Source organism: Paenibacillus sp. OK076 (assembly GCF_900110055.1).
Taxonomy (GTDB): domain Bacteria; phylum Bacillota; class Bacilli; order Paenibacillales; family Paenibacillaceae; genus Paenibacillus.
Genome location: NZ_FOCH01000004.1, coordinates 1 through 22,637 on the forward strand (window position 1 = coordinate 1; position 22,637 = coordinate 22,637).

Consider the following 22,637-nt stretch of genomic DNA (forward strand, 5'->3'; position numbering starts at 1 on the left):
CGACGAGGTAGATAGGCTGGGGGTGGAAGTGCAGCAATGCATGGAGCTGACCAGTACTAATCGGTCGAGGGCTTATCCAAGATATGCAGGTTATAACTCGCAAATTTCGTTTCGGATCTAGTTTTCAGAGAACAAACTCTGAGATGTAAGCTAAGCTATGCGTTTGGTGGCGATGGCGGAGGGGTTCCACACGTACCCATCCCGAACACGACCGTTAAGCCCTCTAGCGCCGATGGTACTTGGACCGCAGGGTCCTGGGAGAGTAGGACGCCGCCAAGCGAAACCCCTTTGGGGTATTTTTTTTCGATTTTTCATACGGGCCCTTAGCTCAGTTGGTTAGAGCGCACCTCTGATAAGGGTGAGGCCGGTGGTTCGAGTCCACCAGGGCCCATAGTAATACCAGATAGACTAAAGTTAGACTAAAGTGTATGGGGCCATAGCTCAGCTGGGAGAGCGCCTGCCTTGCAAGCAGGAGGTCAGCGGTTCGATCCCGCTTGGCTCCACCATTCCCTGATAGCTCAGTTGGTAGAGCACTCGACTGTTAATCGAGTTGTCACAGGTTCGAGTCCTGTTCGGGGAGCCATTAAGGCCCGTTGGTCAAGGGGTTAAGACACCTCCCTTTCACGGAGGTAACAGGGGTTCGAATCCCCTACGGGTCATAGCTATATTTATTAGCTTAAAAAAGGGATGAGAATCCCAAAGGTTCGTCGGAGGATAAACTTCGTTAGCAATGGCTTCTCAGTCTCGAACGAAGTGAGAGTATCCCCTACGGGTCATATATATGGAGGCTTAGCTCAGCTGGGAGAGCATCTGCCTTACAAGCAGAGGGTCGGGGGTTCGATCCCCTCAGCCTCCACCATATAACTTTTATTAACGACGCGGGGTGGAGCAGCCCGGTAGCTCGTCGGGCTCATAACCCGAAGGCCGCAGGTTCAAATCCTGCCCCCGCAATTAACCTTTCTATCAAGAAAGTGATCTGGAACCGTGGTGTAGTTGGCCTAACATGCCTGCCTGTCACGCAGGAGATCGCGGGTTCGAATCCCGTCGGTTCCGCCATTTTTACTCAAGTAACATTTTACACCGTGCCGGTGTAGCTCAACTGGTAGAGCAACTGACTTGTAATCAGTAGGTTGGGGGTTCAAGTCCTCTCGCCGGCACCATTTATTGCATTTACCTCTGAATTTATAATAGAATGTATATTGTAGTTTCAGATGGGAATACTGAGATACTCTCAGCGAATGTAAGGGATAGCTTATGGCGATCGTGGCGAAGTGGTTAACGCACCGGTTTGTGGATCCGGCATTCGGGGGTTCAATTCCCCTCGATCGCCCCATGTTTTCTTAATGGGGATTAGCCAAGCGGTAAGGCAACGGACTTTGACTCCGTCATGCATAGGTTCAAATCCTATATCCCCAGCCATTTTAGTTTTTAGTTTGAGTCATTAGCTCAGTTGGTAGAGCACCTGACTTTTAATCAGGGTGTCGAAGGTTCGAGCCCTTCATGACTCACCATTATATTTTGCGGTCGTGGCGGAATTGGCAGACGCGCACGGTTCAGGTCCGTGTGGGCTAACCCCCGTGGAGGTTCGAGTCCTCTCGACCGCACCATATATTTTGCGGAAGTGGCTCAGCGGTAGAGCATCGCCTTGCCAAGGCGAGGGTCGCGGGTTCGATTCCCGTCTTCCGCTCCAATATTTGCGCCCTTAGCTCAGCTGGATAGAGCGTTTGACTACGAATCAAAAGGCCGGGAGTTCGAATCTCTCAGGGCGCGCCATTATTTTCATAAGTATCGGGATGTAGCTCAGCTTGGTAGAGCACCTGGTTTGGGACCAGGGGGTCGCATGTTCAAATCGTGTCATCCCGATTTTTATTTGCGGGTGTAGTTCAATGGTAGAACTTTAGCCTTCCAAGCTAATAGCGTGGGTTCGATTCCCATCACCCGCTTCATGGTAACAACAAAGAGAGCTCTTGCTTATTGCAAGGGCTCTTTTTGATATAGTAAGCTCATATCAGAAAATAGTGGGAGGACTTATGAAAAATAAAATAGAAGCGCCAAAGATTCCTCTGGAGCTTGAAGACTTATCTTTAGCTTTAGAAGCATGGGAGAGTAAAGAAGAAATCAAACATGGACGATTTACCAATATTTCTATTGAAAATCAGAGCGCCAGCAGGGTTTCATTCGATAAAATGGTCTTTGAGAACGTGATCTTTACCCAGTCCTCTCTCCCCGAAGTTGAGCTTACTGATGTGATTTTTGATAAATGTGATCTCTCCAATATGGACTTTAACGGTTCATTCCTCCACCGGACAGAATTTAGAAATTGTAAATTGCTTGGTACTAATTTCTCAAATAGCAGGCTCCAAAATGTAAGCTTTCAGGGCTGTGTAGCTGACCTTTCTTTATTTCGATTCTCCAAGTTTAAACAGGTGAAGTACACGGAATGTTCTCTGGTGAGTGGCGATTTCTTTCAAGCTACAGCTCAAAAACTGGAGTTTTCTGAATGCAATATAGATCAAGCTCTTTTGTCGGGTGTTAAGCTTAAAGGAATGGACCTCAGCGACTGTAGCTTTGAAAGGTTGCTCGTGGATATTGAGGATCTGGACGGATGCTCCATCTCAGATGCTCAGGCCGCCTCTTTTGTTGGATTATTAGGCTTAATTGTGAAGTAGGTTTGATTATGCGAGTGATCTTTGTTTAAATGGAGAGATCAACGAATGTACAATAGCATGCTTTCACTGATAAAAAGGAGGCGTATTATGAAAAGGGCTCTCGTTATTGGAGGAAATGGAACATTAGGCAAGGCTGTTGTAGCAAAGCTTCAGGAATATTCCGTTGAGGTCATTACAGCCGGCAGGCAATCCGGGGATTACCAGGTGGATATGACATCCACAGAGAGTATTACATCCCTCTTTGAAACGGTGACTAATATAGACTATGTGATTGTTGCAGCAGGTCAGACCCATTATGCGAAGCTGGAGGAATTGACCCCTGAGAACAATATGATTAGTGTGCAGGGGAAATTACTCGGTCAAGTAAACATCGTCTTGATTGGGCAGCACTACATCAACGATAAGGGAAGTTTTACGCTGGTCAGTGGCATTATACAGGACCATCCCATTCTGAAAGGCGCGTCCAGTGCTATGGTTAACGGTGCAATCGATTCGTTTGCCAAAGCAGCAGCGTATGAGTTACCGCGAGGTATACGTCTGAATTCGGTTAGTCCTAACCTGTTTGTTGAATCCGCAGAGAAATATAAGGGTGTGTTTATCGGATTTAATCCGGTGCCTGTGGAGCGTGTCGCCAATACGTTTATCCAGAGTGCCCTTGGGATCGAAACAGCCCAAACCTTTAAAATATACTAACTGTAAGGAATATTAAATAAAGGAGATCGACAGAAAGTTCCTGTTGATCTCCTTTTGTTTTGGATGAAATGGGATTTCAGCTTGAATGGCAGATAAATCAAACATATCATTGTATGTTTAATCGATACGGTAAGGGAAGGGGAAAGACCCTGATCCTTTTCGTTTCATAAGAACATAGACATGCCCATACTCCCACTGCCTTTAAACCGCTAGATACCATACTTAGACTCATACGATATAGACAACAACAACCAATTAGTATCTTTCCAAGATAAGCTGAGTTTTCAGGCCATCGGCAGGAATGAGCCAGTTTTTGTTTTCCAGCACTTGCATGAGTTGGGTACGCAGTCCCGAAACAGCTGTAGAATCTGCTGTTTTGAACGAAATCTCCACGATATTCTCTACACCTGTGCCGGCTGCGTTGCGAATAGGCCATACTTCAAGGGTAAGTTCTTGTCCATTCCATGTGCCTTCATAACGTTGGAACGTTACCGGGCCGTACGCACGGGAGGCCGTGAGTTGTTGTTTACCCCAGTTGGAGGAGGACCAATTTTTTAATTTGCCAGGCAGCTTGTCCAATAACATGCTCAAAGCTTCCTGCTGTGATGGAAGTTGTACGCCTGTAGCTTTGGTGTCCACCTTTTTCGTGTTGGAGAAGCTTAATGTTTGTTTGCCATATCCCCAGTCAATTTCAGCCTCGTAGTTATCATCTGACGCATCAAATCCCTCTTGGTTAGCCAGAGTCAACGCCGCATTAACATCACCATTGATGACAGGATAGCGCTTTTTATAAGTCAGTTCATAATTATTCTTGTCATCCTTCTTCCGAAAACGGACATCCCACCCTGCTTGATTCAGATTGAGCGCGTTGGTGTCGAAATACTCTGCACTAATGTTTCTTGTTGTGGAGCTCAACCCAAGCGTCTGAATGACTTCACTGCGTGGTGTCCCATCTGTGTTCAATACCAGCTCCGGCTTAGCCAGGAACTTCACTTCATAAGCAGGAACGGCATTGGCTGCTGCAGAAGCCTGTGGTGCTTCCAGAAACGTCAGTCCACTTCCCAATGTCACGATGCTGAGCATGAATGAGGCGGTTACCTTTTTCCATTTTTTCAAAACCAATCACTCCCTAGGCTGGATTAACGTACAGACCCACTTTATCGTCGAAGTATATGAAAGCGATTAAATGGAAGGGGGCGTTGCGTTAACCCTGCATAGATTTGATGAATGCCAAGCGATAGTTTATATGGGATAGCGGGATCATGAATGAAAAAGAGAGAGGCTGTGGCTCATGTCCCGCAGTACTTCCTTGAAGCGGTTGACCTGGACGGAAGGATGACGATCTTTGTTGTGGACGGTATAAATATGCCGCGGAGCCTGCTCCCCTGGAATGGGCAGGACCTTGATCAGTCCATGCTGCTCTTCCCACTGGACAGCCATTCGTGACATGAACGAGATATGACCACCGAGTAGAACCAACTGCTTGATCGCTTCCAGAGAGTCCATCTCAACGGTGCTTCGCAAACGAATATCATGTTGCTCCAGCCATTGGTTCGTTAAACGTCGAGTGCTGGATTCATCCCCATGCAGTGCAAAAGGAACCTGTGCCATATGCTCAGGTTTCAGCACATTCCTCTGAGCCAAGGCATGCTCTGGAGAGCAGATTAATACCAGATCGTCTTCACACAACGTCTCTGCTTGCAGCACCGGCCCTACAAACGGTTCGGAAGAGATTACACCCAGATCAATCTGGTGACGGATCAACATTTCGCGGATGACGGGTGAAGGTTTGACTGATAACATCATTCGAATACCGGGAAATTCCTGAGAAAATGTATTCAAAATAGGTGGCAGTAAATACGTTGCAGGTACATAGCTCGCTCCAATGTGCAGGGTGCCCCGATAGAGGCTGTCATATTCCTGTACTACCCGGCGCGCCTCCTGAGTGAGGGCATTGATTTTGACGGAATAGTGTAAAAGGGCTTGTCCAGCCTCGGTGAGAAATGTCTTTCCACTACGCGATTCGAATAATCGCACCCCCATCTCTTCCTCCAGAGACTTCATATGGAAGGTAACGGTAGGCTGCTTGATGCCGAGAAGCTCGGCCACGCTGGTCATATGATGATGCTTATCAATGAGTTCAACAATTTGCAGTTTAATCAGGTTCAACGAACTCAACACTCCTCTCACTTATACAGGGCCTCCATAATATAAGATGAATTAATGCTTTTTTTCATAAAGACGGAGAGTACAGGACCAATCTGAAGAAGCGGAGCTAAAAGCTTTCTGAAAGAAAGCTACTTCGGAAGCATATGCTTCGCCTTTATCCCCTGATTTCTCCCTTTGTAAAGGGGATCAAGGAAATCTGGGGATAACAGCGATCGGAAGATGGTGCTGTAATCGGAGTAGCAAAATGAAAAATTCATTTTAATCACCTTATATAGATTTAATCTATGAAGATCAACAGAATTCATCTAAAAAGTTAATTCCAATTTTACATTTCTAACATACAACTCGCGAAAGCGGACGTTAGACTGAGAACAGTACAAGAAGACAGGCAGGGATGCTTATGAAAATGGAAATTAGGGGAATTCAAAAATCATTCAATCGCACTCCCGCGCTGCTGCCCACGGATTTAACGCTTCAGCATGGACAGTTCACGACGCTGCTCGGCCCATCCGGCTGCGGCAAAACGACGTTGCTGCGCATGCTGGCGGGGCTGGAGCAACCGGATGCGGGAGAAATCGTCGCGGATGGCAAGAGTTTCTACTCGGCGACGAAGCGAATAGATGTACCGACCCATAAGCGTAATCTGGGCATGGTGTTTCAGGATTTTGCATTATGGCCGCATATGACAGTATACGAAAATGTGGCGTTCGGCTTGAAAGCCGGAAAGCAAAAATCGGATCTGCGCCAAAAGGTGACCGAAGCACTTGGCATGGTTCGCCTGCAAGGCATGGAGGATCGTTATCCTCATCAGCTGTCGGGAGGACAGCAGCAACGGGTTGCTTTTGCCAGAGCGGTAGCAGTAAGACCGGGGATTATTCTGTTCGATGAGCCGCTAAGTGCACTGGATGCCGTGCTGCGGGAAGAGATGCGAATTGAGATGATGTCATTGGTACGGGACATGGGACTGACAGCGCTGTACGTCACCCATGATCAGGTTGAGGCGATGTCGATGTCCGATGAGATTGTAGTGATGGAGAAGGGGCGCATATTGCAAAAAGGAACCCCGGAAACGATCTACGCATCGCCAAGCGATCCTTTTGTTGCTTCGTTTATCGGAAAGTCCAACTGGCTTACGCCTAATCAGTCCATGGTGAGACCGGAACATGTCTCCTGGAGCAAAACAGGTCATGACGATCTGTGTTATCAGGCGGTAGTGCTCAGCGTCAGTTATGTAGGAGAGCGTTATGAAATTCGGGTGCAGATGGAGGGACTGGGTGTATGGACAGCCTATCTGGATCGAAGAGTACGCGTAGGGGAGAAGGTTCAGCTCTATGTAGCCCCGGAGCGGATCTGCCGAATGAACGGACAAGACACTCCGATTGTGAAGTCGAGAGAGTTCATCGCAGCAGCCAACTGATCATGATGAGCATACAGCTTGAGTTTGCAGAAATGTGAGTACAAATATAATCAGAAACCAAGGGAGATGGAATGAAATGTTGGGTATGAAAACACGGAAAAGAAGCGCAATGCTGTTATTATCAGCGGTAATGAGTATCAGTTTGTTCGGATGCAGCACAGGTAATTCAACTACCGGGAATGCGGGTCAGGCTGCTGGGGAAGGCAGTACGGCTACTGCATCGGCGGAAACAACAAAACCAGCCGGTGGTAAGCTGGTATTGTACAGTGCAGGACCTCAGAAGCTGGCGGATAACATCATCAGCGGATTTACAGCCAAGACGGGCATTGAAGTGGAGATGTTCCAGGGCACGACAGGCAAAATTCTGGCTCGCATGGAAGCTGAAAAATCCAACCCGGTAGCGGACGTGGTTATTCTAGCCTCCCTGCCTTCGGCACAAGCACTGAAAGCAGATGGACTGACACTCCCATATCCTGATGCGGAGAATGCAGACAAGCTGAACAAGGACTGGTCGGATGCCGACGGCAACTATTTTAGCTCCAGTGCTTCCGCACTCGGAATTGTCTACAATACGAAGCTGGTGTCTACGCCACCAACCAGTTGGGCTGAGCTGGCAACACCTGCCTGGAAAGATGTTGTGAACATTCCTGATCCTACGCTGTCCGGTTCCGCGCTGGACTTCATTACGGGTTACCTGAGTGTAAATGGAGATAAAGGCTGGGACTTGCTGGACAGCTACAAAGCCAATGGTGTAGCGATGGCAGGAGCGAATCAGGAAGCACTTGACCCGGTCATTACCGGAGCGAAAAGCATCGTAGCAGCTGGTGTGGACTACATGGCGTATTCCTCCAAGGCCAAAGGTGAACCGCTGGACATCGTATATCCAGAGGAAGGAACTGTAATCAGTCCAAGACCGGCAGCGATTCTGAAATCGAGTCAGAATGTGGAGAATGCCAAGGCATTTATCGATTACCTGTTGTCTGATGAGGCACAAAAGCTTGTTGCAGATGCTTACCTGATTCCGGGTCGTGAAGACATCGAAGCGACTAACCGGGCGAATCTGAAAGATATCCCGCAGCTTAAAGTGGATTGGAACTGGATGAGTGAACACGGAGATGAGACAGCGGCACGGTTCTCCGAGACTTTTAAATAAGAATAGTGTTACGACCTAACGATTGAGTAACTAGAGCAACTAGAGTGAAGAGACGATTGTCTTGTGGAAGTCATGTGAGGTGAAATCGTAGTGAAACCTGTTGTAGTAGACAACAACCGCATTTTTCGGAGAGTGGGCGTGATTCTGGCCCTCTTTCTGCTAACGATAAGCATTGGTGTACCGCTCTTGCTGATTTTCTGGCAAAGTGTGTATCCGGATGGGCAATGGGATTGGATGGCTCCGATTCGAACCATTACCGGTCAGCATTTATCCGGGGTGCTGCTGAATTCCGTCTGGCTGGGGATCTGCGTGGTCGCTGTAACAACGCTGCTGGCATTGCCATTGGCGTGGATGATGGCCAAGACCCGCATGGGTCAGCATCGCTGGGTGGACGTGATCCTGATGATTCCGTTCATGACCCCGCCGTATATCGGCTCCATGGGATGGATTCTGTTTATGCAAAAAGGGGGATACCTGCAGCAATGGGTGCCCTCCGCTGCGAGCTGGAGTGAGTTGTTCTTCAGCTTCTGGGGCATGGTGCTCATTATGAGCCTGCATCTGTTCCCTTTCCTGTATCTGTTGCTTCGGGATGCAATCATTCGCATTGGAGGCAATCTGGAAGAAGCGGGGGCGGTGCACGGGGGACGTGCGGGATACCGATTCAGACGCATTATTTTGCCACTGCTGTTGTCTTCCTATGGCATGGGGATCATGCTCGTCTTTGTCAAAACGATTGCGGAATTCGGAACACCGGCCACCTTCGGGCGTCGTATCGGTTATTATGTCATGACCTCTGAGATCCACAAGTATATCTCCAGTTGGCCGATTGATTTTGGCAAGGCTACCTCGCTTGCATCGGTGCTGCTGTCGGTCTGTCTGGTGATGTGGTACATGCAGTCTGCCATGAGTCGAAAGTTCACGTACCGTCTGGTAGGGGGCAAGGGGCAGCGTTCCAAACGATACTCCCTACGTGGCGGAGCGGGTTGGTTGTGCGGGTTGTATCTCGCGTTGCTGCTGATTCTGTCGGTGGGCATTCCGTATTTCTCCATTATTGCTGCATCGACCATGAAGCTTCGCGGTGCGGGATTGTCCTTCGACAATCTGACGCTGGATCACTACCGGGAATTGCTGTCCTGGGGATCGGTCAGTATGAAAGCAATAGGGAACAGCCTGGGGCTGTCACTGGCAGCTTCGACGGTTGCGGTTATTATCGGTACAGGTTTGGCACTGGCCATTGGTAAATCGTCTTCCTTTATGCAGCGTGTCATTGACCTGTTCAGTCTGCTGCCGAATACGGTACCTGGCATTGTCATGGTGGTGGGTCTCATCCTGTTCTGGAATTCACCATGGATGCCGTTCACCCTGTACAACTCGTACGGAATGGTTGTTCTGACGTATGTGGTACTTTTCTTGCCGTACACGGTGCAGTATGTCAAATCAAGCTTCACCCAGATCGACGGAACGTTGTTCCAGGCGGGTCAGGTCTTTGGCGGAAGACCGTTATATATTCTGCGGCGCATTCTTCTGCCTCTGATTATCCCCGGTATGTTGGCCGGTTGGATGATGACATTCACCATTGCCACGCGGGAGCTGGTAGGTTCACTGTTGATTTTGCCTCCATCGATGCAGACATCGGCTACGTATATTTTTGCTCAATTTGAACAAGGTCAGGTGTCATTGGGAATGGCGATGGCCGTGGTTACTGTCGGTATGACAGTACTGATGCTGCTCGGCATCGAAGTTCTGAATTCGAAGAGAAAGTGGAATGCATCATGATCAAACTGAAGGTATGGGGCGGCGCCGGGGAACACGGGCGCTCTGCCTATCTCCTGAGAGGGAGCCGGGTTCAACTTTTGCTGGATTGTGGCGTGAAAAAAGAAGGAGCCGGCGAGTATCCGTTGATTGAACCGGAAATCGTTAAAGAGTTAGATGTGGTTTTGTTGTCTCACGCCCATGAGGATCATTCCGTCGCTATTCCATTGCTTTATAAGATGGGTTATCAGGGTGAAGTATGGACGACGCGTGAAACCAGAGAGCAATTGGACACCTACTTCAGAGCTTGGCGAAGAAATATGGAGAGGACAGGACACACCCTCCCATACGAAGAAGGCGATGAACAATTGATTCGCTACCGATTTTTGGAGGACGAAGCCGAGGGTGGAACCTGGTTTGAAATGGTTCCTGGCGTCTCGGTGGTGTGGGGGCGCAGTGGACACCTGGCAGGATCGGTATGGTTCGGGCTGGAAATGGAGGATAAGCGTATATTTTATTCCGGTGATTACACCTCCGAATCCATGCTTTTGCAGGAAGATTGTCCAGCGGACGTATTCTGGCAGGCAAGGGTACCACGTAACAAGCGGGGGCTTGATGCTCCAGTTAGTCAACATTGGAAATCGGATATACGAACCGTCGTGAATGGTGGGCATGCCTTGGCAGGAAAGCCATCCGCGTCGCAGACTCTCCCCTTTGCTGCATCCGAAGGGGTGTTACGATCCCACGTATCAGCAGGTAGACCTGTGGAGCAAGGGGATGCCTATGCCGTATCCAAGGGAGTAGAAGTGATCCATGCATCTTCATCCGGTCTTCTGGATTTGGCGATTATGGATGCTGCCTATGGAACAGATTGCGATACGCAGGCCAACAAGCTGGAACAGCTGGAGCAGGCCATTCATGAGACGATTGCCCGGGGTGGAAAGGTGCTATTGCCTATGCCCTCAGTAGGTCGTGGTCAGGAAATCATGCTGTGGGCACAGCGGCAGTTCCCGGACGTTCCAATTGTTGTGGAACAAGGGCTGGTGGACGGACTGAAGCAGCTTTTGCGTGCTCCATATTGGCTAAAGGAAGAGGAAGAACACATACCGGGTTCTGTGAAGGAAGCGATTGGGCGTTTTCTGAGGGGTTATGGTTGGGAGATGCCTGTGACAAAGGAAGAGCGAGAGCGGGTACTGCATCAACATGCTGCTTCTTTGTGGTTCATTCCGGACGGGATGATGCAGTCCTCTCTTGCCCGCTGGTACTATAGCCAGTTTGCGGACGATGAACATAATCTGGTACTGCTCACTGGGCATGTCTCTGCCGGCACCTATGCTTACAGGCTGTTGCAGAATCCTGCAAAACACGGAGCGTGCGAGGTACGGAAAATTCGTTATAAGGTGCATCAGGGTTGGAAGGATGTCGAGAGAATGCTGCATCAGGTTCCTGCGAGGCATACGGTGCTTGTGCATGCGAACCGGGCAGAGACGGATAAACTGAGAGAAGGCTTACTCAGCGAAAAATCGGTCTCGGGGAAAGGGATTTTGCATTCGCTATCTCCTGGAGATGAGCTGCATCTCTAATTTGAATTTCATAAAGATTGGATCTATGTAGGGCGTCCCTGGGGACGTCTTTTTGAATGTGGATTTTTATATAAAAAATGCATGATGAGAAGTTATGCTTCTCATCATGCATGAGAGATGATTCAAGGGGAGAATCATGAGGATATCATCCAATGGCTTTTGAAATTAGATTAAGGCTCCCGCTGAATAGGATGCTCCAGTTCTGAATGGCCCATCAAGCTATCGAGGGCTTCACCGTCCACCAGAATATCGATACTTTCTACTTCATCGTATTGAAACATCGTCTGGGTCAGCGCATCCAATGCAAGCAGCTCGCCACTGGTTCCCAATTTGGCTTCATCCGGAATATGAACATCCAAAGTAACTTTGCCCTCGCCGTACTGTAAGGAGAGCAATTCGACTTTTTCCCAGAGGGATACGAGCTCCGAATCGGTATTGTTTTGTAAAGCTTCAAATGTTTTTTTGTATTTCTCGGAATCGTCTTTGTATTCAATTTCCTGCTCTTTTTTCTCAAGTTCCAGTACCTGGGCGTCTGCGAAATACACATCAACCGCTTGTATGTTCATTGTGCCCAGATCCACCTTTGTTTCGGATGGGTTTGGTGACTGTCCCCCCTGAACAGCAGGTTCGGCCGATCCGGATTCACTGACTGGCTTCTGAGCACAACCAATGCCAACTATCATTAAGAAGGATAAGACGAGTGCACATCCCAATTTCGTTTTCAATGGATCACATCCTCCAGCATATTTACATCATTTTTTATCATTTAATTTATACCCAGATATTCCTTAATCCCATCTGCTATCGCTTGAGCGGCTTTCATCTGAACAACATCGGAAGACATCAGTTCTTCATCCATAACATTACTCAGGAATCCCACTTCCAAAAGTACTGCAGCCATGGTCGTATCTCTGATCACTTCCAAGTTGCCATTTTTCACACCACGGTCTTTGAGCCCCATGGCTTTAACCAAACGTTCGTGAATAATATTGGCTAATTCCTTGCTGCTGCTGCGTTGATAGTAGAACGTCTCCGTACCTGTTGCCTGGGGTGAGGACTCCACATTATTGCCATGGATAGATACAAATACATCCGCGTTTAATTGATTGGCGAGCCGAACACGCTCCGGGCGAGTGGGATAAGTATCACCGTCACGAGTCATCACCAATTCGATATCCGGTTCATTGAGAAGCAGTGCTTGTACTTTAAGAGCCAATGCCAGATTGTATTCCTTCTCGGGTTTGTTGGTGATGCTGGTCGAACCTGGATCCTTACCCCCATGGCCTGGGTCGATGACAACGACCTTGCGTCCCGAGTCGCCTACAGGATTTACAGGAACGGGTGTGACGTTATCTCCCGAAACATTCAGATCGATAATCAGTTTATCGGCGATGATGTTCTGGCTGTACTGTACATCCTTCACCTGATTCAATTCAACGACAATTCGAACTTGACCAGGGTCTTGTTTAAAAAGAGAATATCTAACTTCCGTTACATTGGGGTATGCGTCCACATCCAATTTGCCATTCATGTTTTGATTCAACGGTTGCGATAGATCACCAAACACTGCTCCGGGCAGATCCACGACCAGACGATCGGGATTCTTCAAAGTCGTCATCACGGGTTTGGATTCGCCATCCATAGACACGACGAGCTGATTGTTGGCAAATTGGATATCGGTAACATGTGTTATTGATGTTGGGCTGCCGTTTCCTGAACCGTTGCCGGGCTCAACAGTGGGCTCTTTACTGGTGTCGGTGTTGACTAAGTATACAATCTTCTCTTTGTTGTTCCATTTCACGTTGAGTCCCATTTGTTCACTGACAAATCGAATGGGTACCACCGTGGTGTTATTTAAAATGAGTGGGGCTGTGTTCAAGGTAACTTGCTTGTCAGCAACCATGGCTTGCTTTTGATCAACGGTTAAAGAAATCGTTTTGTCATTTTGCTGGATCTTTACATTACGTGTATTTTGATTCCAATCGACTTTGAATTTCAAATTTTCGGCAACAACACGAATTGGAATCATAACATTCTTATTCACGATGGTCACCTGAACGTCACTTGGTAGGATTAATTCCTCGCCGTCCAAGAAGATTTTCGACGTGCTTGCAGCCGCATTTCCCTGATGAGGGAGTACAACCAGCAAGAACAGACTTAAAAACAGGAGTAAAATCGTTTTCTTCATTATTTGCACCTCTACTATTTATCGTTACTGTGTGGGATACTTATCCAGCTTGAACCATTCTGCAAACTCATTACGGCTAATTTTCTTAACAGGCTTCACCTTGTTAGTCTCTATGCTATACCTATAAAGTATCATTTGATCAGATGGGTACTCACTGATGTAATCTAGTATTTTTCCGTTTTTTTGCCACAAAATCAGATTGGTACTAATATAATTGGTTGCTCTTGGCAGGAATACAAAGCCCTCTTTCTGAACATTGTAGATGGCTAATGAGCTCTTGGAGGGATCTCCGTAAGAGAAGGCTATCTGATCTTCGTTGGGTGCCCAGTTATAGGTGGCAATGGTTTCTATGTTTTTCTTACCTGCTTGTTTCAATCGTTCATTTAATTCCGTCTTGTCACCTGTTTGAAGGTTAAGAAGCATCAGCGTGTTTCCTGAGCTACGTTTTGCGTGTATAGCAAGCCATGTATTGGAGTTGGAGGCAACAACACTTGTGATATCGAGCCAATTGTCCTCCAGATTACTCGTTTCAATCGTATGTTTCTGGCTCCCCTTGGAGACGACAATGGATTGGATGACGTTTTGTTCAAAAGCAGGCTTACCTTCCAACTTCAATGTAGTAGCGGTTAGAGTAATATTTCCTCCTTTCCAGATAATTTTGTTGGTACTGTTGTTCCTTTTAAACGGTTTGATGCTTGAATAAATGGAAGGAGTTACAGAAGGCGCATTAACGGAACGTTGTGAAATTTGTTCTGGTGCAGCTGGTTTGGCACCCACAACGGATGACGATGTAGTCGTCAGTCCCCCTAGTAATAAAACAGTTGAAAACCAAATAGCAGCGTTGTTCATCTGGGTATCTCCTTCCGCTGGTGACAGTTTATAACCCTCAACATGTCGATTCCAAAATATACCTTCGTTATATAAACGGTAAAATTGTAAAAATGTTTCTTTTTTGATCGTTATTTATCTGTTTTGATTCATAGAAAACCTCTTGTGAGCATGCCAGTTCGGACAAAGAGTCGCTATGGTTGGAAGAGTGTAATTAAATTTCATAAAATATTTGACTTGTGAAATTTTATATCATATACTGGGTGAAATTATGGCAAGATGACGTGTTCATCGGGGCTGGCGGGAGGTTGTGAATGGATGGATACAGGCAGCTATCCGATGTGGGAGCAATATCGCTTGAAACGGGAGCATTACATCATTGGACTGATGTCAGGCACGTCCCTCGACGGGACGGATGCGGCATTGGTGCGTATTCTGACAGATGACAGCGGGGCATTGCAAAAGATCACTCTGGTTGACTTCGTCTGCGTACCGTACTCCAATGAATTGAGAGAAGTGCTGATTCGACTATGTTCACCGGAGACGGCACGTGTGGATGAGCTGACGGCTGCACATTTTGGCGTATCGGAGTGGTATGCTCACAGTGTCAGTGAGCTTATTCGATCCTCAGGAATCCGATCCGGGCAGGTGGATGCAATCAGCATGCACGGACAGACCGTATGGCACGCACCTGTAGCTTCGGCTTTTCCAGGGCCAGTAGGCGAGAGTCTTCCAGTGGTGTCCACGCTGCAGATTGGCGAATGCGCCGTTGTACGTGAACGAACGGGCCTGCCAGTGATCGGCAATTTGCGGGCACGGGATATGGCGGCTGGCGGAGAGGGCGCGCCACTTACCCCTTATGCCGATGCGTTGATGTTCCGCAGTCCGGAGGAAGGGCGACTGGTGCAAAATATCGGAGGTATTGGCAACGTTACGGTGCTGCCATCAGCGTCTTCTAATGAAGGTATCTCGGCTTTTGATACGGGACCTGGCAATATGGTGATGGACGCGATCGTACGCCAGGCGACGGGAGGGCGGCAGCACTATGATCCGAATGGAAGCATCGCCGCACAAGGAAAGTTCAATCAGGATCTGGTAGATCTGTGTTTGGACGATACCTATTTCAAAAGGCTGCCTCCCAAGAGCACCGGACGTGAAGTGTACGGTGCGGCATATGCAGCACGCTTGATGGAGATGGCCGCAGCGCGTTCCTTATCCCTTGAAGATACGCTGGCTACTGCCACCTGTCTGACCGCGGAGACGATCGTGCGAGCAGTGAAGGATTTTATCCTGCCCAAGGTGCACATCTCGGCCATGCTCGCCTGCGGTGGTGGCACTTCCAATGCCACGTTAATGGAGATGATCCGTCAGAGACTCCCGGAAGACATCCGTTTGGAGCGAACAGCGGACTATGGTATACCGGATGATGCCCGCGAAGCGATTGGATTTGCCCTCCTTGGCCATGAGGCACTCATGGGCAGAACCAATACACTCCCGGCAGTAACCGGCGCGAAACACGCCGTAATATCGGGCCACCTGACACTGTAGTGCAGCAAGGCTTTTGAATGAGTTGCATATGCAAGGGCGTGTAATCAATTAGACTCTATTGGAATTATAGGATAAAATGCTTGTACATGAAGGCAGTACGGAAAGGAGGAGCGGATGGAAGGCATGAAAGGTGGACTTGTACGTTTACGCGCATTAATGGATGACTTGACTCCGTCAGAACGGAAGATCGGAGCTTACATTCTCGATCATCCTCAAGAGACGGTTCAGTCCTCGGTGGCACAGCTGTCTGAACGGAGCGGTGGCAGCCCGGCTGCCATTATCCGTCTCTGCAAATCACTGGGTGTAACGGGTTTTCAGGAGCTGAAGCTGAAGATTGCCGGAGATTTGCAGACAGGTGAACAATACCAATATACGGAGATTCGTCCCCAGGACTCCATGGAGAGCATTATTCAGCATGTGTCCGCAAATAATATTCAATCGGTGAAGGATACCGTTCATATTTTGGACCCGCGTCTGGTGGAACAGGCAGTGGACGTGCTCCATCGGGCGAACCGGGTCTTTTTCTACGGGGTGGGGGCCTCCAACCTGATTGCGCTGGATGCACACTACAAGTTCATGCGAATCAATCGCACAAGCTTTTCGTTCGCCGATCCGCATATGCAGATTTCGTCCGCAACGACGCTTCGCGAAGATGATGCGGTGGTATGTATCTCATATTCAGGGGAGACTTCGAACGTGATTTCCTGCCTGAAGCATGCTCGTGAAGGCGGCGCTGCAACGATTAGCATTACCAAGTGGGGGAGCAATACGCTCAGCAGTCTAGCGGATGTGCCCCTGATGATTACTTCCACCGAAAGCGATATCCGAAGCGGAGCAACTTCATCACGAATTGCACAGCTGAACGTAATCGACATTTTGTATCTGGCGATTGCCAGCCGCGACTACAACCAGTCGGTGGAATATTTGGAGAAGAGCCGGCAGGCTATTCTGGAGCATAAATGAAGTAGAACCTATGAATCCCTTTCTGTTTATACAGGAGGGGATTTTTTTGGTTTTTTGACGGATTATATCCGCTTTTAGAATAAAAAAATTATAAAAAAAGCCCAGACTTATGTCGGGCTCCTCTCTTTCAACCTCTAGAAATACCCCTGTACGGCTCAGGAAGGCCCCACAATGGCGCTGCGGACAAATCCGTCAGCCAGATCCAGTCTTCGCTGAGCTTCCACCGCGTCCACGCCTGCCATCAGCATGACGATTGCCGTTTTTACATGACCGTCTGCACCGGCAAAAGCCTGTTCAATGTCCGCTTCATTCGCTCCGGTTGCCAGATGGATCATGCGTTTGGCCCGATGGACAAGCTTCTCGTTCGAAGGGTTCAGATCGACCATGAAATTACGGTAAACCTTGCCTAGACGAATCATGGCGGTAGTGGTGAGCATGTTCAGAATCATTTTCTGGGCGCTGCCGGCCTTCATGCGTGTTGATCCCATGACAACCTCCGGGCCAACAACAGCCTCGATGCTCACATCAGCCAGAAGGGTCATCGGTGTACCTGCGTTGTTACTCAGGCTGATCACCGTAGCTCCGATCTCCTTGGCGTGTCTCATCGCACCCAGCACATACGGCGTTCGCCCACTGGCTGCAATGCCAACCACGACATCGTTTTCGTCTAAGCCGTGTTCATCAAGGTCCGCAGCTCCCAATTCCTCACTATCTTCAGCACCTTCCACCGGGTCCTTCACTGCCCGGAATCCTCCTGCAATAATACCCTGCACCATGGAGGGCGGGGTTCCGTAGGTAGGCGGGCATTCCGAAGCGTCAAGTATTCCCAATCGTCCACTGGTACCTGCGCCTACATAGAACAGCCTGCCGCCAGACTGAAAGGCCTCCAAGATCAGGTCCGCCGCTTGGGCAATGACCGGAATCAAGGGCTGAATGAGCTCCGCAATCCGTTGATCCTCTTTATTAATTAGCTCCATAATTTCTGCCGAAGGTAGTTCATCTATATGATCTGTTAATGGATTGGGTTGTTCCGTTAGTAGTGAGTTTAGCATGTGATTCATCCGTATGGCCTCCTTCTCTCTTTTAAAATGATTCATTCAGGGAACAGCGTCTTCTTGCCAGTTGTGCTGCGCCAACCACTGGATCGGGGGCATCTTCACGATATACAAAATCCAACTTTCCATAATATCCCGATAACTTCTGGATAAATGTATTTCGGAAAAGTGCAGCATATCGAAACAATGATCCGGACAGGACAACCTGAGTAGATGCAAATTCGGGATGACGGGCAATCAGCGCCTTGGCGGTATCCGCCAGTTGTGAGGCTTCATCGATGATCAGTGCCCGGGCGGCCTTATCCCCGGATTCAGCTGCTTCTATAGCCAGACGGGCGATGGATGCGGTCTCGGTTTTGCCCCAATCCATCTGATACACCCGTGTCTTTAGCTCCGAGATATCCCGAAGTTTCAGTTTCTTTAGAAGAAGCGGGGTTAAACGGGTGGGAGGAAGAACACCGTCATAGCTCTGCATAACCACTTGAAGTGCACGCTGCCCAATACGATAGCCGCTCCCCTCATCTCCGAGCAGATGACCCCAGCCTCCTGCACGATATCGCTCGCCTTCCAGCGTAAATCCGTACACGATGGACCCTGTTCCAGAGATGCATAATACACCGTGAGTATGTCCGAGAGTGGCCATCAGAGCAATTTCTCCTTCGGATACAACCCAGACTGGACAGCCCTCTGATCCCCGTTGATTGCGGCTCTTCATATAATTATTTACTGTGTCGGCTATAAGTTGCCGTTCTTGAATCGTATCTACACCTGACATGCCGAGGCATATACCTTCACAATTTGTCGATAAATCACTTTTTAGATTAAATAGCTGTTCCAGCACTCGTTGCAGTTCGGAAAGGGCCTGTTCCAGTGGTACGCTGTGAGGATTCGTGGGACCGCCGCTGAGCCGGGCGACAATTTCGCCAGATTCAGAAATGATTGCTGCATCAGTATTGGTACCGCCTCCATCTACGCCTACATATACTCGCAAAGTGGCTCACCTCGATTGCTTGAGTTTTCTTTTTACATAGTATAGAGGCATAAAATGAAAAAGTAAAATTAAATTTTATAATAAAAAATAATGTTGAATTTTTATTTCATAGCTCATATAATGAACTCAATCTACAATTTTGGAAGGAATTAATACTGTTAATGTCAACTAAGTTGACGTTAATATTGCATTTAAGAGATTAATCCTGCGTACGTTCAGGTCTAATCCATAAGGGAGGTGCTTTTTCCTTACTGCCACGCTCAATAATCTGTTAAGTCGTTTAAGGATGGATGATTTCAAAAGGGGTAGCATGGTTAGGCAATGCAATTATCGGGAGACGACACGCGAAGGAGATGAAGGGATGAAAAAGAAGGGTCTGGTATGGGCAATGTTGTTGATGATGGTCTGGGTTACTGCCTGCGGGAATAGCGGGGGCGCTGCTTCAGATGATCCTAATGCGGAAGATACGGTGACCGTATGGACTTATCCAGTACATGGGACATATGAAGATGAACTGAAGGATCTGATTGTTGATTTCAATAAAGAACACCCGAATATTACCGTGAAGACGGAAATGCTCTCCTGGGCGGAAGGGCCCAAAAAATTCGATGTCGCTCTGAACGCGGGCAACCCGCCGGATCTTTACTTTCATAGTGTAGACGGGACATATGTGAATACGGGATTGGCACTTGAGCTGGACAGCTACCTGACACCTGAGATCAAGGATGACTATCTGCCAGGTACGCTTGAATTAGGTCAGATCCAAGGGAAACAGTACGGACTGCCGTTGTATCAATTCCAATGGGCATGGGGTGGCAACAAACGCATTCTCGAGGAAGCGGGCATGGACTGGAAATCCATTCAGCAAAATGGCTGGACCTGGTCCGAATTCAACGCTGCCGCAGCCAAGCTGACCAAAACGCTGGATGGTGGGGCTAAACAATATGCACTGGTTACCGACGGAACCTCGCTTGATTTCATTGAAATGCTGTCTCGAAACAACGGCATGATTGACGTTCTCGACAAAGCTGGCACGTTCCAATGGAATGATGGCCGCATTCTGGATACTCTCTCTTTTATCAAAAATCTGATGGATCAAGGTTATATGCCGAAGGAAACGGCGGCTCTTGCTCCAGCAAAACGGACGGATATGTTCTACGCGGGGGAAACGGCGATCATCTCCAAAGCGATTCCTTATTATGATGTGATGATTCAGAACCGCAACAAGGACATCGATGATGGCAAGGTACAAGGAGAGAAAATTGATTTTGTCCTGCTGCCTGTACCGCATAATGACGATCAACCTGCGGCAACAACGATGGGCGGCGAAGGGTATGTAGCCTTCAAACAGAAGAAGGACAAAGGCGAACAGCATGCCAAAAATACGTTCCTGGTCATGGAGGCACTCAGTGGTGCCAAAGCAGGGAACTCGGCCAATGAACTGGCGCTTCCATTTGTAAGACAGTCCCAGGTGGATCTGTTTAAAGGAAAAGAACTTGGTCAACCGGATAATCTGGCTGCTGCAAAAGTCATGGCAGTGAATATCGCGATGCCGGTTGTACTGGAACTGGATATCGACAAAGCATCACAGCAAAAACAATTCAAGGAACAAGTTGTGAAGCCTAACATTCAGGCGCTGTTCTCGGGTGAGAAGACACCGGAGCAGATCGCAGAAGACTTCAAGAACAAAGGCCAGCAGATGTTTGGACAATAACTCGGACCATAGAACATAACGCAAAACCACACTGATTAGGAGAGGAGGATTCGCCATGCAGACCGCCCTTGCGCCAAAACCGTCTGTGCCCCGGACTACCCGGGTTGCCCGGTTTTGGCGAGACTACGGGTGGGCGTATTTGTTTATTTTGGCGCCTGTCCTGCTGTTTCTCATTTTCACACTATATCCCGTTCTGACGGCTCTCGTGATGAGCTTCCAGAAATACAACATTATGAATTCGACGTGGGTTGGATTGGATAACTACGAGCGACTGGTGAAAGATGAGACGTTCTGGAAGTCGATTAAAAATACACTCATCTTTACTGTGGGTACGGTACCGGTCAATATTCTCATTACATTTGTACTGTCCTACTTCATCTTCCAGATGAAAAGCAAGTGGCAGACGTTCTTCAAAGCAACATTGTACCTGCCTGCGGTAGCATCCGGGGTAACCATCTCCATCGTATGGCTGGCGATCTTTGACCCGACGGATTCGGGACTGCTGAACCGCTTCCTCGGCCTGTTAGGCCTTGATCCGGTGATCTGGCTGGGCCAATCGGGAACGGCACTCTTTTCACTCATTCTGATGAACTGGCTCGGATCGCACGGCGCGGGCATTATTCTGTATCTGGCAGCCATGGGCGGTATTCCGAAATCGCTGTACGAAGCGGCAGATATTGATCATGCCAGCGGCTGGACCCAGTTCAGCAAGATTACATGGCCGCTGCTCAAACCAACGACGCTGTATCTGCTCGTGACAGGTGTGATCACGTCTTTCCAGGTGTTCATCTCGGTGTATCTAATGACACAGGGTGGACCGAACTTTGCGACAACAACGATCGCTTATCTGATCTACGAGACGGCATTCAAGTTCTATGAGTTCGGATTGGCTTCAGCACAGTCGTTCGTACTGGCGATTATCATCATTGTCATCTCCGTCATTCAGTTCAAATATTTCTCCAGCGATATTGAGTATTAGAGGTAGTTCAAAACACGTACGATTAGAGCACGTTGCATTAAGCATCCGGGGGTGAATGAAATCCATGAAATCAACACAGAAAAAGACACTGCTTGTCGTTGCATCCATTCTGCTGGTGGTCTGGGCACTGGTGACGGTCATTCCGATGTACTGGATGCTGGTCGGTTCGGTGCAGGATAGTGCGATGTCGGCTTCCTTCAAACCGCAGATGATCCCGGAGCAGCTGTCGTTATCACCATATGAGCGCTTTTTTGCCAAAACGGATGCCTGGCGCTGGCTGTACAACTCGCTGCTCATCTCGGTCATTCTGACCGTGACGAATGTGTTCTTCGCCTCCTTGGCGGGATATGCGTTCGCCAAACTGAAATTTCCGGGAAGTCAGGCGGTATTCTGGACCTTGCTGGGCACGATGATGATTCCAGCACAGGTGACGCTGATTCCCTTGTACATTCTGATGGTCAACGTGTTTGACCTGGGAGATACGTATACGGCCATTATTCTGCCTGCTGCGGTCAGTGTGGGCAACATTTTCTTGATGAAACAGTTCATGTCAACGCTGCCCACATCGCTGATTCATGCGGCACGTATTGATGCGTGCAGCGAGTTCGGCATCTTCTGGAAAGTGATTCTGCCGATGGCGAAGCCAGGGATCGCGGTGCTGGCGATTTTCACGTTTGTAGCTTCATGGAATGAATTTTTCTGGCCATTCCTGATCACTAATTCCAACGAGATGCGCACCGTTCAGGTGGGTCTGGCTTCGTTCGTATTTGCCGAATCAACGGACTTCGGCGCCATGATGGCAGGGGCAACGATCGGTGCACTGCCGATGATCATTCTGTTTTTCTCGCTGCAACGTTATTTCCTACAGGGCATTACGATCGGTGCGGTAAAAGGTTAATTCCTATATATGTTCAACTAAACATTTACACCATAAC

The 22,637-nt window shown here is 48.5% G+C and carries 18 protein-coding genes, 16 tRNA genes and 2 rRNA genes; 29 read left to right on the forward strand and 7 right to left on the reverse strand.

Annotated elements, in window-relative coordinates; all coding sequences use genetic code 11:
- From BMY78_RS24730 to BMY78_RS24825, 20 genes are all read left to right on the forward strand, one after another.
- Positions 1–80, forward strand: a 23S ribosomal RNA gene (locus BMY78_RS24730); the annotation flags it as partial.
- A gap of 82 nt (positions 81–162) precedes the next feature.
- Positions 163–279: ribosomal RNA gene (gene rrf / locus BMY78_RS24735) — 5S ribosomal RNA — on the forward strand.
- Between the two features lie 38 nt (positions 280–317).
- A tRNA-Ile gene (locus BMY78_RS24740) sits at positions 318–391 on the forward strand.
- Between the two features lie 39 nt (positions 392–430).
- Positions 431–506 (forward strand) — tRNA-Ala (locus BMY78_RS24745).
- Between the two features lies 1 nt (position 507).
- Positions 508–583: transfer RNA gene (locus BMY78_RS24750), tRNA-Asn, on the forward strand.
- Between the two features lie 4 nt (positions 584–587).
- A tRNA-Glu gene (locus tag BMY78_RS24755) sits at positions 588–659 on the forward strand.
- Between the two features lie 124 nt (positions 660–783).
- A tRNA-Val gene (locus tag BMY78_RS24760) sits at positions 784–859 on the forward strand.
- Between the two features lie 18 nt (positions 860–877).
- Positions 878–951, forward strand: a tRNA-Met gene (locus BMY78_RS24765).
- A gap of 27 nt (positions 952–978) precedes the next feature.
- Positions 979–1,056, forward strand: a tRNA-Asp gene (locus BMY78_RS24770).
- Positions 1,057–1,084: 28 nt separating this feature from the next.
- Positions 1,085–1,160 (forward strand) — tRNA-Thr (locus BMY78_RS24775).
- 97 nt (positions 1,161–1,257) lie between these two features.
- Positions 1,258–1,333 (forward strand) — tRNA-His (locus BMY78_RS24780).
- A gap of 11 nt (positions 1,334–1,344) precedes the next feature.
- Positions 1,345–1,419: transfer RNA gene (locus BMY78_RS24785), tRNA-Gln, on the forward strand.
- A gap of 16 nt (positions 1,420–1,435) precedes the next feature.
- Positions 1,436–1,511, forward strand: a tRNA-Lys gene (locus tag BMY78_RS24790).
- Between the two features lie 9 nt (positions 1,512–1,520).
- Positions 1,521–1,607 (forward strand) — tRNA-Leu (locus BMY78_RS24795).
- An 8-nt stretch (positions 1,608–1,615) separates the two neighbouring features.
- A tRNA-Gly gene (locus BMY78_RS24800) sits at positions 1,616–1,690 on the forward strand.
- A 6-nt stretch (positions 1,691–1,696) separates the two neighbouring features.
- Positions 1,697–1,773: transfer RNA gene (locus BMY78_RS24805), tRNA-Arg, on the forward strand.
- A 16-nt stretch (positions 1,774–1,789) separates the two neighbouring features.
- A tRNA-Pro gene (locus BMY78_RS24810) sits at positions 1,790–1,863 on the forward strand.
- A gap of 9 nt (positions 1,864–1,872) precedes the next feature.
- Positions 1,873–1,943 (forward strand) — tRNA-Gly (locus BMY78_RS24815).
- An 87-nt stretch (positions 1,944–2,030) separates the two neighbouring features.
- Positions 2,031–2,669 carry a pentapeptide repeat-containing protein gene (locus BMY78_RS24820; RefSeq protein ID WP_090904031.1) on the forward strand — a complete coding sequence of 213 codons (639 nt, stop codon included), beginning with the start codon at positions 2,031–2,033 and terminating at the stop codon, positions 2,667–2,669.
- A gap of 87 nt (positions 2,670–2,756) precedes the next feature.
- Complete coding sequence (locus BMY78_RS24825; protein ID WP_053780037.1) at positions 2,757–3,362, forward strand: short chain dehydrogenase; 606 nt, start codon at positions 2,757–2,759, stop codon at positions 3,360–3,362.
- Positions 3,363–3,617: 255 nt separating this feature from the next.
- Here the strand turns inward: BMY78_RS24825 and BMY78_RS24830 are convergent, their stop codons facing one another.
- Both BMY78_RS24830 and BMY78_RS24835 read right to left on the reverse strand, forming a co-directional pair.
- On the reverse strand, positions 3,618–4,478 hold the full coding sequence (locus BMY78_RS24830) for a CYTH domain-containing protein (RefSeq protein ID WP_090904032.1): 861 nt from the start codon (positions 4,476–4,478) through the stop codon (positions 3,618–3,620).
- Between the two features lie 144 nt (positions 4,479–4,622).
- Complete coding sequence (locus tag BMY78_RS24835) at positions 4,623–5,531, reverse strand: LysR family transcriptional regulator (RefSeq protein ID WP_090904033.1); 909 nt, start codon at positions 5,529–5,531, stop codon at positions 4,623–4,625.
- A 400-nt stretch (positions 5,532–5,931) separates the two neighbouring features.
- Here BMY78_RS24835 and BMY78_RS24840 point away from each other — a divergent pair, with 400 nt between their 5' ends.
- The 4 genes from BMY78_RS24840 to BMY78_RS33100 all read left to right on the forward strand — a co-directional run bounded on the left by BMY78_RS24840 (position 5,932) and on the right by BMY78_RS33100 (position 11,436).
- Positions 5,932–6,948, forward strand: a complete 1,017-nt coding sequence (locus BMY78_RS24840) for an ABC transporter ATP-binding protein (protein ID WP_090904340.1) — start codon at positions 5,932–5,934, stop codon at positions 6,946–6,948.
- Between the two features lie 76 nt (positions 6,949–7,024).
- The gene (locus BMY78_RS24845; protein ID WP_090904034.1) at positions 7,025–8,101 is read left to right on the forward strand and encodes an ABC transporter substrate-binding protein; all 1,077 of its coding nucleotides are present in this window, start codon (positions 7,025–7,027) and stop codon (positions 8,099–8,101) included.
- A gap of 90 nt (positions 8,102–8,191) precedes the next feature.
- A complete protein-coding gene (locus tag BMY78_RS24850) occupies positions 8,192–9,877 on the forward strand; it encodes an ABC transporter permease (protein WP_090904035.1) in 1,686 nt (561 codons plus the stop codon).
- Entirely contained in the window at positions 9,874–11,436 is a 1,563-nt protein-coding gene (locus tag BMY78_RS33100) for an MBL fold metallo-hydrolase (protein ID WP_256222395.1), read from the forward strand. Before BMY78_RS24850 ends, BMY78_RS33100 begins: the two co-directional genes overlap by 4 nt.
- Positions 11,437–11,606: 170 nt before the next feature.
- On the opposite strand, the gene BMY78_RS24860 is transcribed toward BMY78_RS33100, so the two are convergent.
- From BMY78_RS24860 to BMY78_RS24870, 3 genes are read right to left on the reverse strand one after another with little or no spacing between them, the layout of a single operon-like run.
- Positions 11,607–12,161, reverse strand: coding sequence for a GerMN domain-containing protein (locus BMY78_RS24860; protein ID WP_090904036.1), 555 nt, complete (start codon positions 12,159–12,161; stop codon positions 11,607–11,609).
- A gap of 41 nt (positions 12,162–12,202) precedes the next feature.
- Positions 12,203–13,624, reverse strand: coding sequence for an N-acetylmuramoyl-L-alanine amidase family protein (locus BMY78_RS24865; protein WP_090904037.1), 1,422 nt, complete (start codon positions 13,622–13,624; stop codon positions 12,203–12,205).
- Positions 13,625–13,648: 24 nt separating this feature from the next.
- Positions 13,649–14,473: a hypothetical protein gene (locus BMY78_RS24870; RefSeq protein ID WP_090904038.1), complete on the reverse strand. Its 825-nt coding sequence runs from the start codon at positions 14,471–14,473 to the stop codon at positions 13,649–13,651.
- A 297-nt stretch (positions 14,474–14,770) separates the two neighbouring features.
- Here BMY78_RS24870 and BMY78_RS24875 point away from each other — a divergent pair, with 297 nt between their 5' ends.
- Both BMY78_RS24875 and BMY78_RS24880 read left to right on the forward strand, forming a co-directional pair.
- On the forward strand, positions 14,771–16,000 hold the full coding sequence (locus BMY78_RS24875) for an anhydro-N-acetylmuramic acid kinase (RefSeq protein WP_090904039.1): 1,230 nt from the start codon (positions 14,771–14,773) through the stop codon (positions 15,998–16,000).
- A 123-nt stretch (positions 16,001–16,123) separates the two neighbouring features.
- On the forward strand, positions 16,124–16,963 hold the full coding sequence (locus BMY78_RS24880) for a MurR/RpiR family transcriptional regulator (RefSeq protein ID WP_090904342.1): 840 nt from the start codon (positions 16,124–16,126) through the stop codon (positions 16,961–16,963).
- Positions 16,964–17,118: 155 nt separating this feature from the next.
- On the opposite strand, the gene murQ is transcribed toward BMY78_RS24880, so the two are convergent.
- Both murQ and BMY78_RS24890 read right to left on the reverse strand, forming a co-directional pair.
- Positions 17,119–18,024 (reverse strand): N-acetylmuramic acid 6-phosphate etherase, encoded by a 906-nt coding sequence (murQ, locus tag BMY78_RS24885; RefSeq protein WP_090904040.1) that lies wholly within the window; start codon positions 18,022–18,024, stop codon positions 17,119–17,121.
- Between the two features lie 22 nt (positions 18,025–18,046).
- The gene (locus BMY78_RS24890) at positions 18,047–19,009 is read right to left on the reverse strand and encodes an N-acetylglucosamine kinase (protein WP_090904041.1); all 963 of its coding nucleotides are present in this window, start codon (positions 19,007–19,009) and stop codon (positions 18,047–18,049) included.
- Positions 19,010–19,370: 361 nt separating this feature from the next.
- Between BMY78_RS24890 and BMY78_RS24895 the strand changes: the two genes are divergently transcribed.
- The 3 genes from BMY78_RS24895 to BMY78_RS24905 all read left to right on the forward strand — a co-directional run bounded on the left by BMY78_RS24895 (position 19,371) and on the right by BMY78_RS24905 (position 22,600).
- Positions 19,371–20,723 (forward strand): ABC transporter substrate-binding protein, encoded by a 1,353-nt coding sequence (locus tag BMY78_RS24895; RefSeq protein WP_090904042.1) that lies wholly within the window; start codon positions 19,371–19,373, stop codon positions 20,721–20,723.
- Between the two features lie 55 nt (positions 20,724–20,778).
- On the forward strand, positions 20,779–21,702 hold the full coding sequence (locus tag BMY78_RS24900) for a carbohydrate ABC transporter permease (protein WP_090904043.1): 924 nt from the start codon (positions 20,779–20,781) through the stop codon (positions 21,700–21,702).
- Between the two features lie 64 nt (positions 21,703–21,766).
- Positions 21,767–22,600 carry a carbohydrate ABC transporter permease gene (locus BMY78_RS24905; protein ID WP_062322342.1) on the forward strand — a complete coding sequence of 278 codons (834 nt, stop codon included), beginning with the start codon at positions 21,767–21,769 and terminating at the stop codon, positions 22,598–22,600.
- Positions 22,601–22,637 lie beyond the last annotated feature (37 nt).

Coding starts and splice junctions, on each gene's coding strand:
- BMY78_RS24825 (WP_053780037.1), top strand. CDS start 2,757: ATGAAAAGGGCTCTCGTTATTGGAGGAAATGGAACATTAGGCAAGGCT.
- BMY78_RS24820 (WP_090904031.1), top strand. CDS start 2,031: ATGAAAAATAAAATAGAAGCGCCAAAGATTCCTCTGGAGCTTGAAGAC.
- BMY78_RS24840 (WP_090904340.1), top strand. CDS start 5,932: ATGAAAATGGAAATTAGGGGAATTCAAAAATCATTCAATCGCACTCCC.
- BMY78_RS24865 (WP_090904037.1), bottom strand. CDS start 13,624: ATGAAGAAAACGATTTTACTCCTGTTTTTAAGTCTGTTCTTGCTGGTT.
- BMY78_RS24870 (WP_090904038.1), bottom strand. CDS start 14,473: ATGAACAACGCTGCTATTTGGTTTTCAACTGTTTTATTACTAGGGGGA.
- BMY78_RS24880 (WP_090904342.1), top strand. CDS start 16,124: ATGAAAGGTGGACTTGTACGTTTACGCGCATTAATGGATGACTTGACT.
- BMY78_RS24905 (WP_062322342.1), top strand. CDS start 21,767: ATGAAATCAACACAGAAAAAGACACTGCTTGTCGTTGCATCCATTCTG.
- BMY78_RS33100 (WP_256222395.1), top strand. CDS start 9,874: ATGATCAAACTGAAGGTATGGGGCGGCGCCGGGGAACACGGGCGCTCT.
- BMY78_RS24895 (WP_090904042.1), top strand. CDS start 19,371: ATGAAAAAGAAGGGTCTGGTATGGGCAATGTTGTTGATGATGGTCTGG.
- murQ (WP_090904040.1), bottom strand. CDS start 18,024: ATGAATCACATGCTAAACTCACTACTAACGGAACAACCCAATCCATTA.
- BMY78_RS24900 (WP_090904043.1), top strand. CDS start 20,779: ATGCAGACCGCCCTTGCGCCAAAACCGTCTGTGCCCCGGACTACCCGG.
- BMY78_RS24875 (WP_090904039.1), top strand. CDS start 14,771: ATGGATACAGGCAGCTATCCGATGTGGGAGCAATATCGCTTGAAACGG.
- BMY78_RS24845 (WP_090904034.1), top strand. CDS start 7,025: ATGTTGGGTATGAAAACACGGAAAAGAAGCGCAATGCTGTTATTATCA.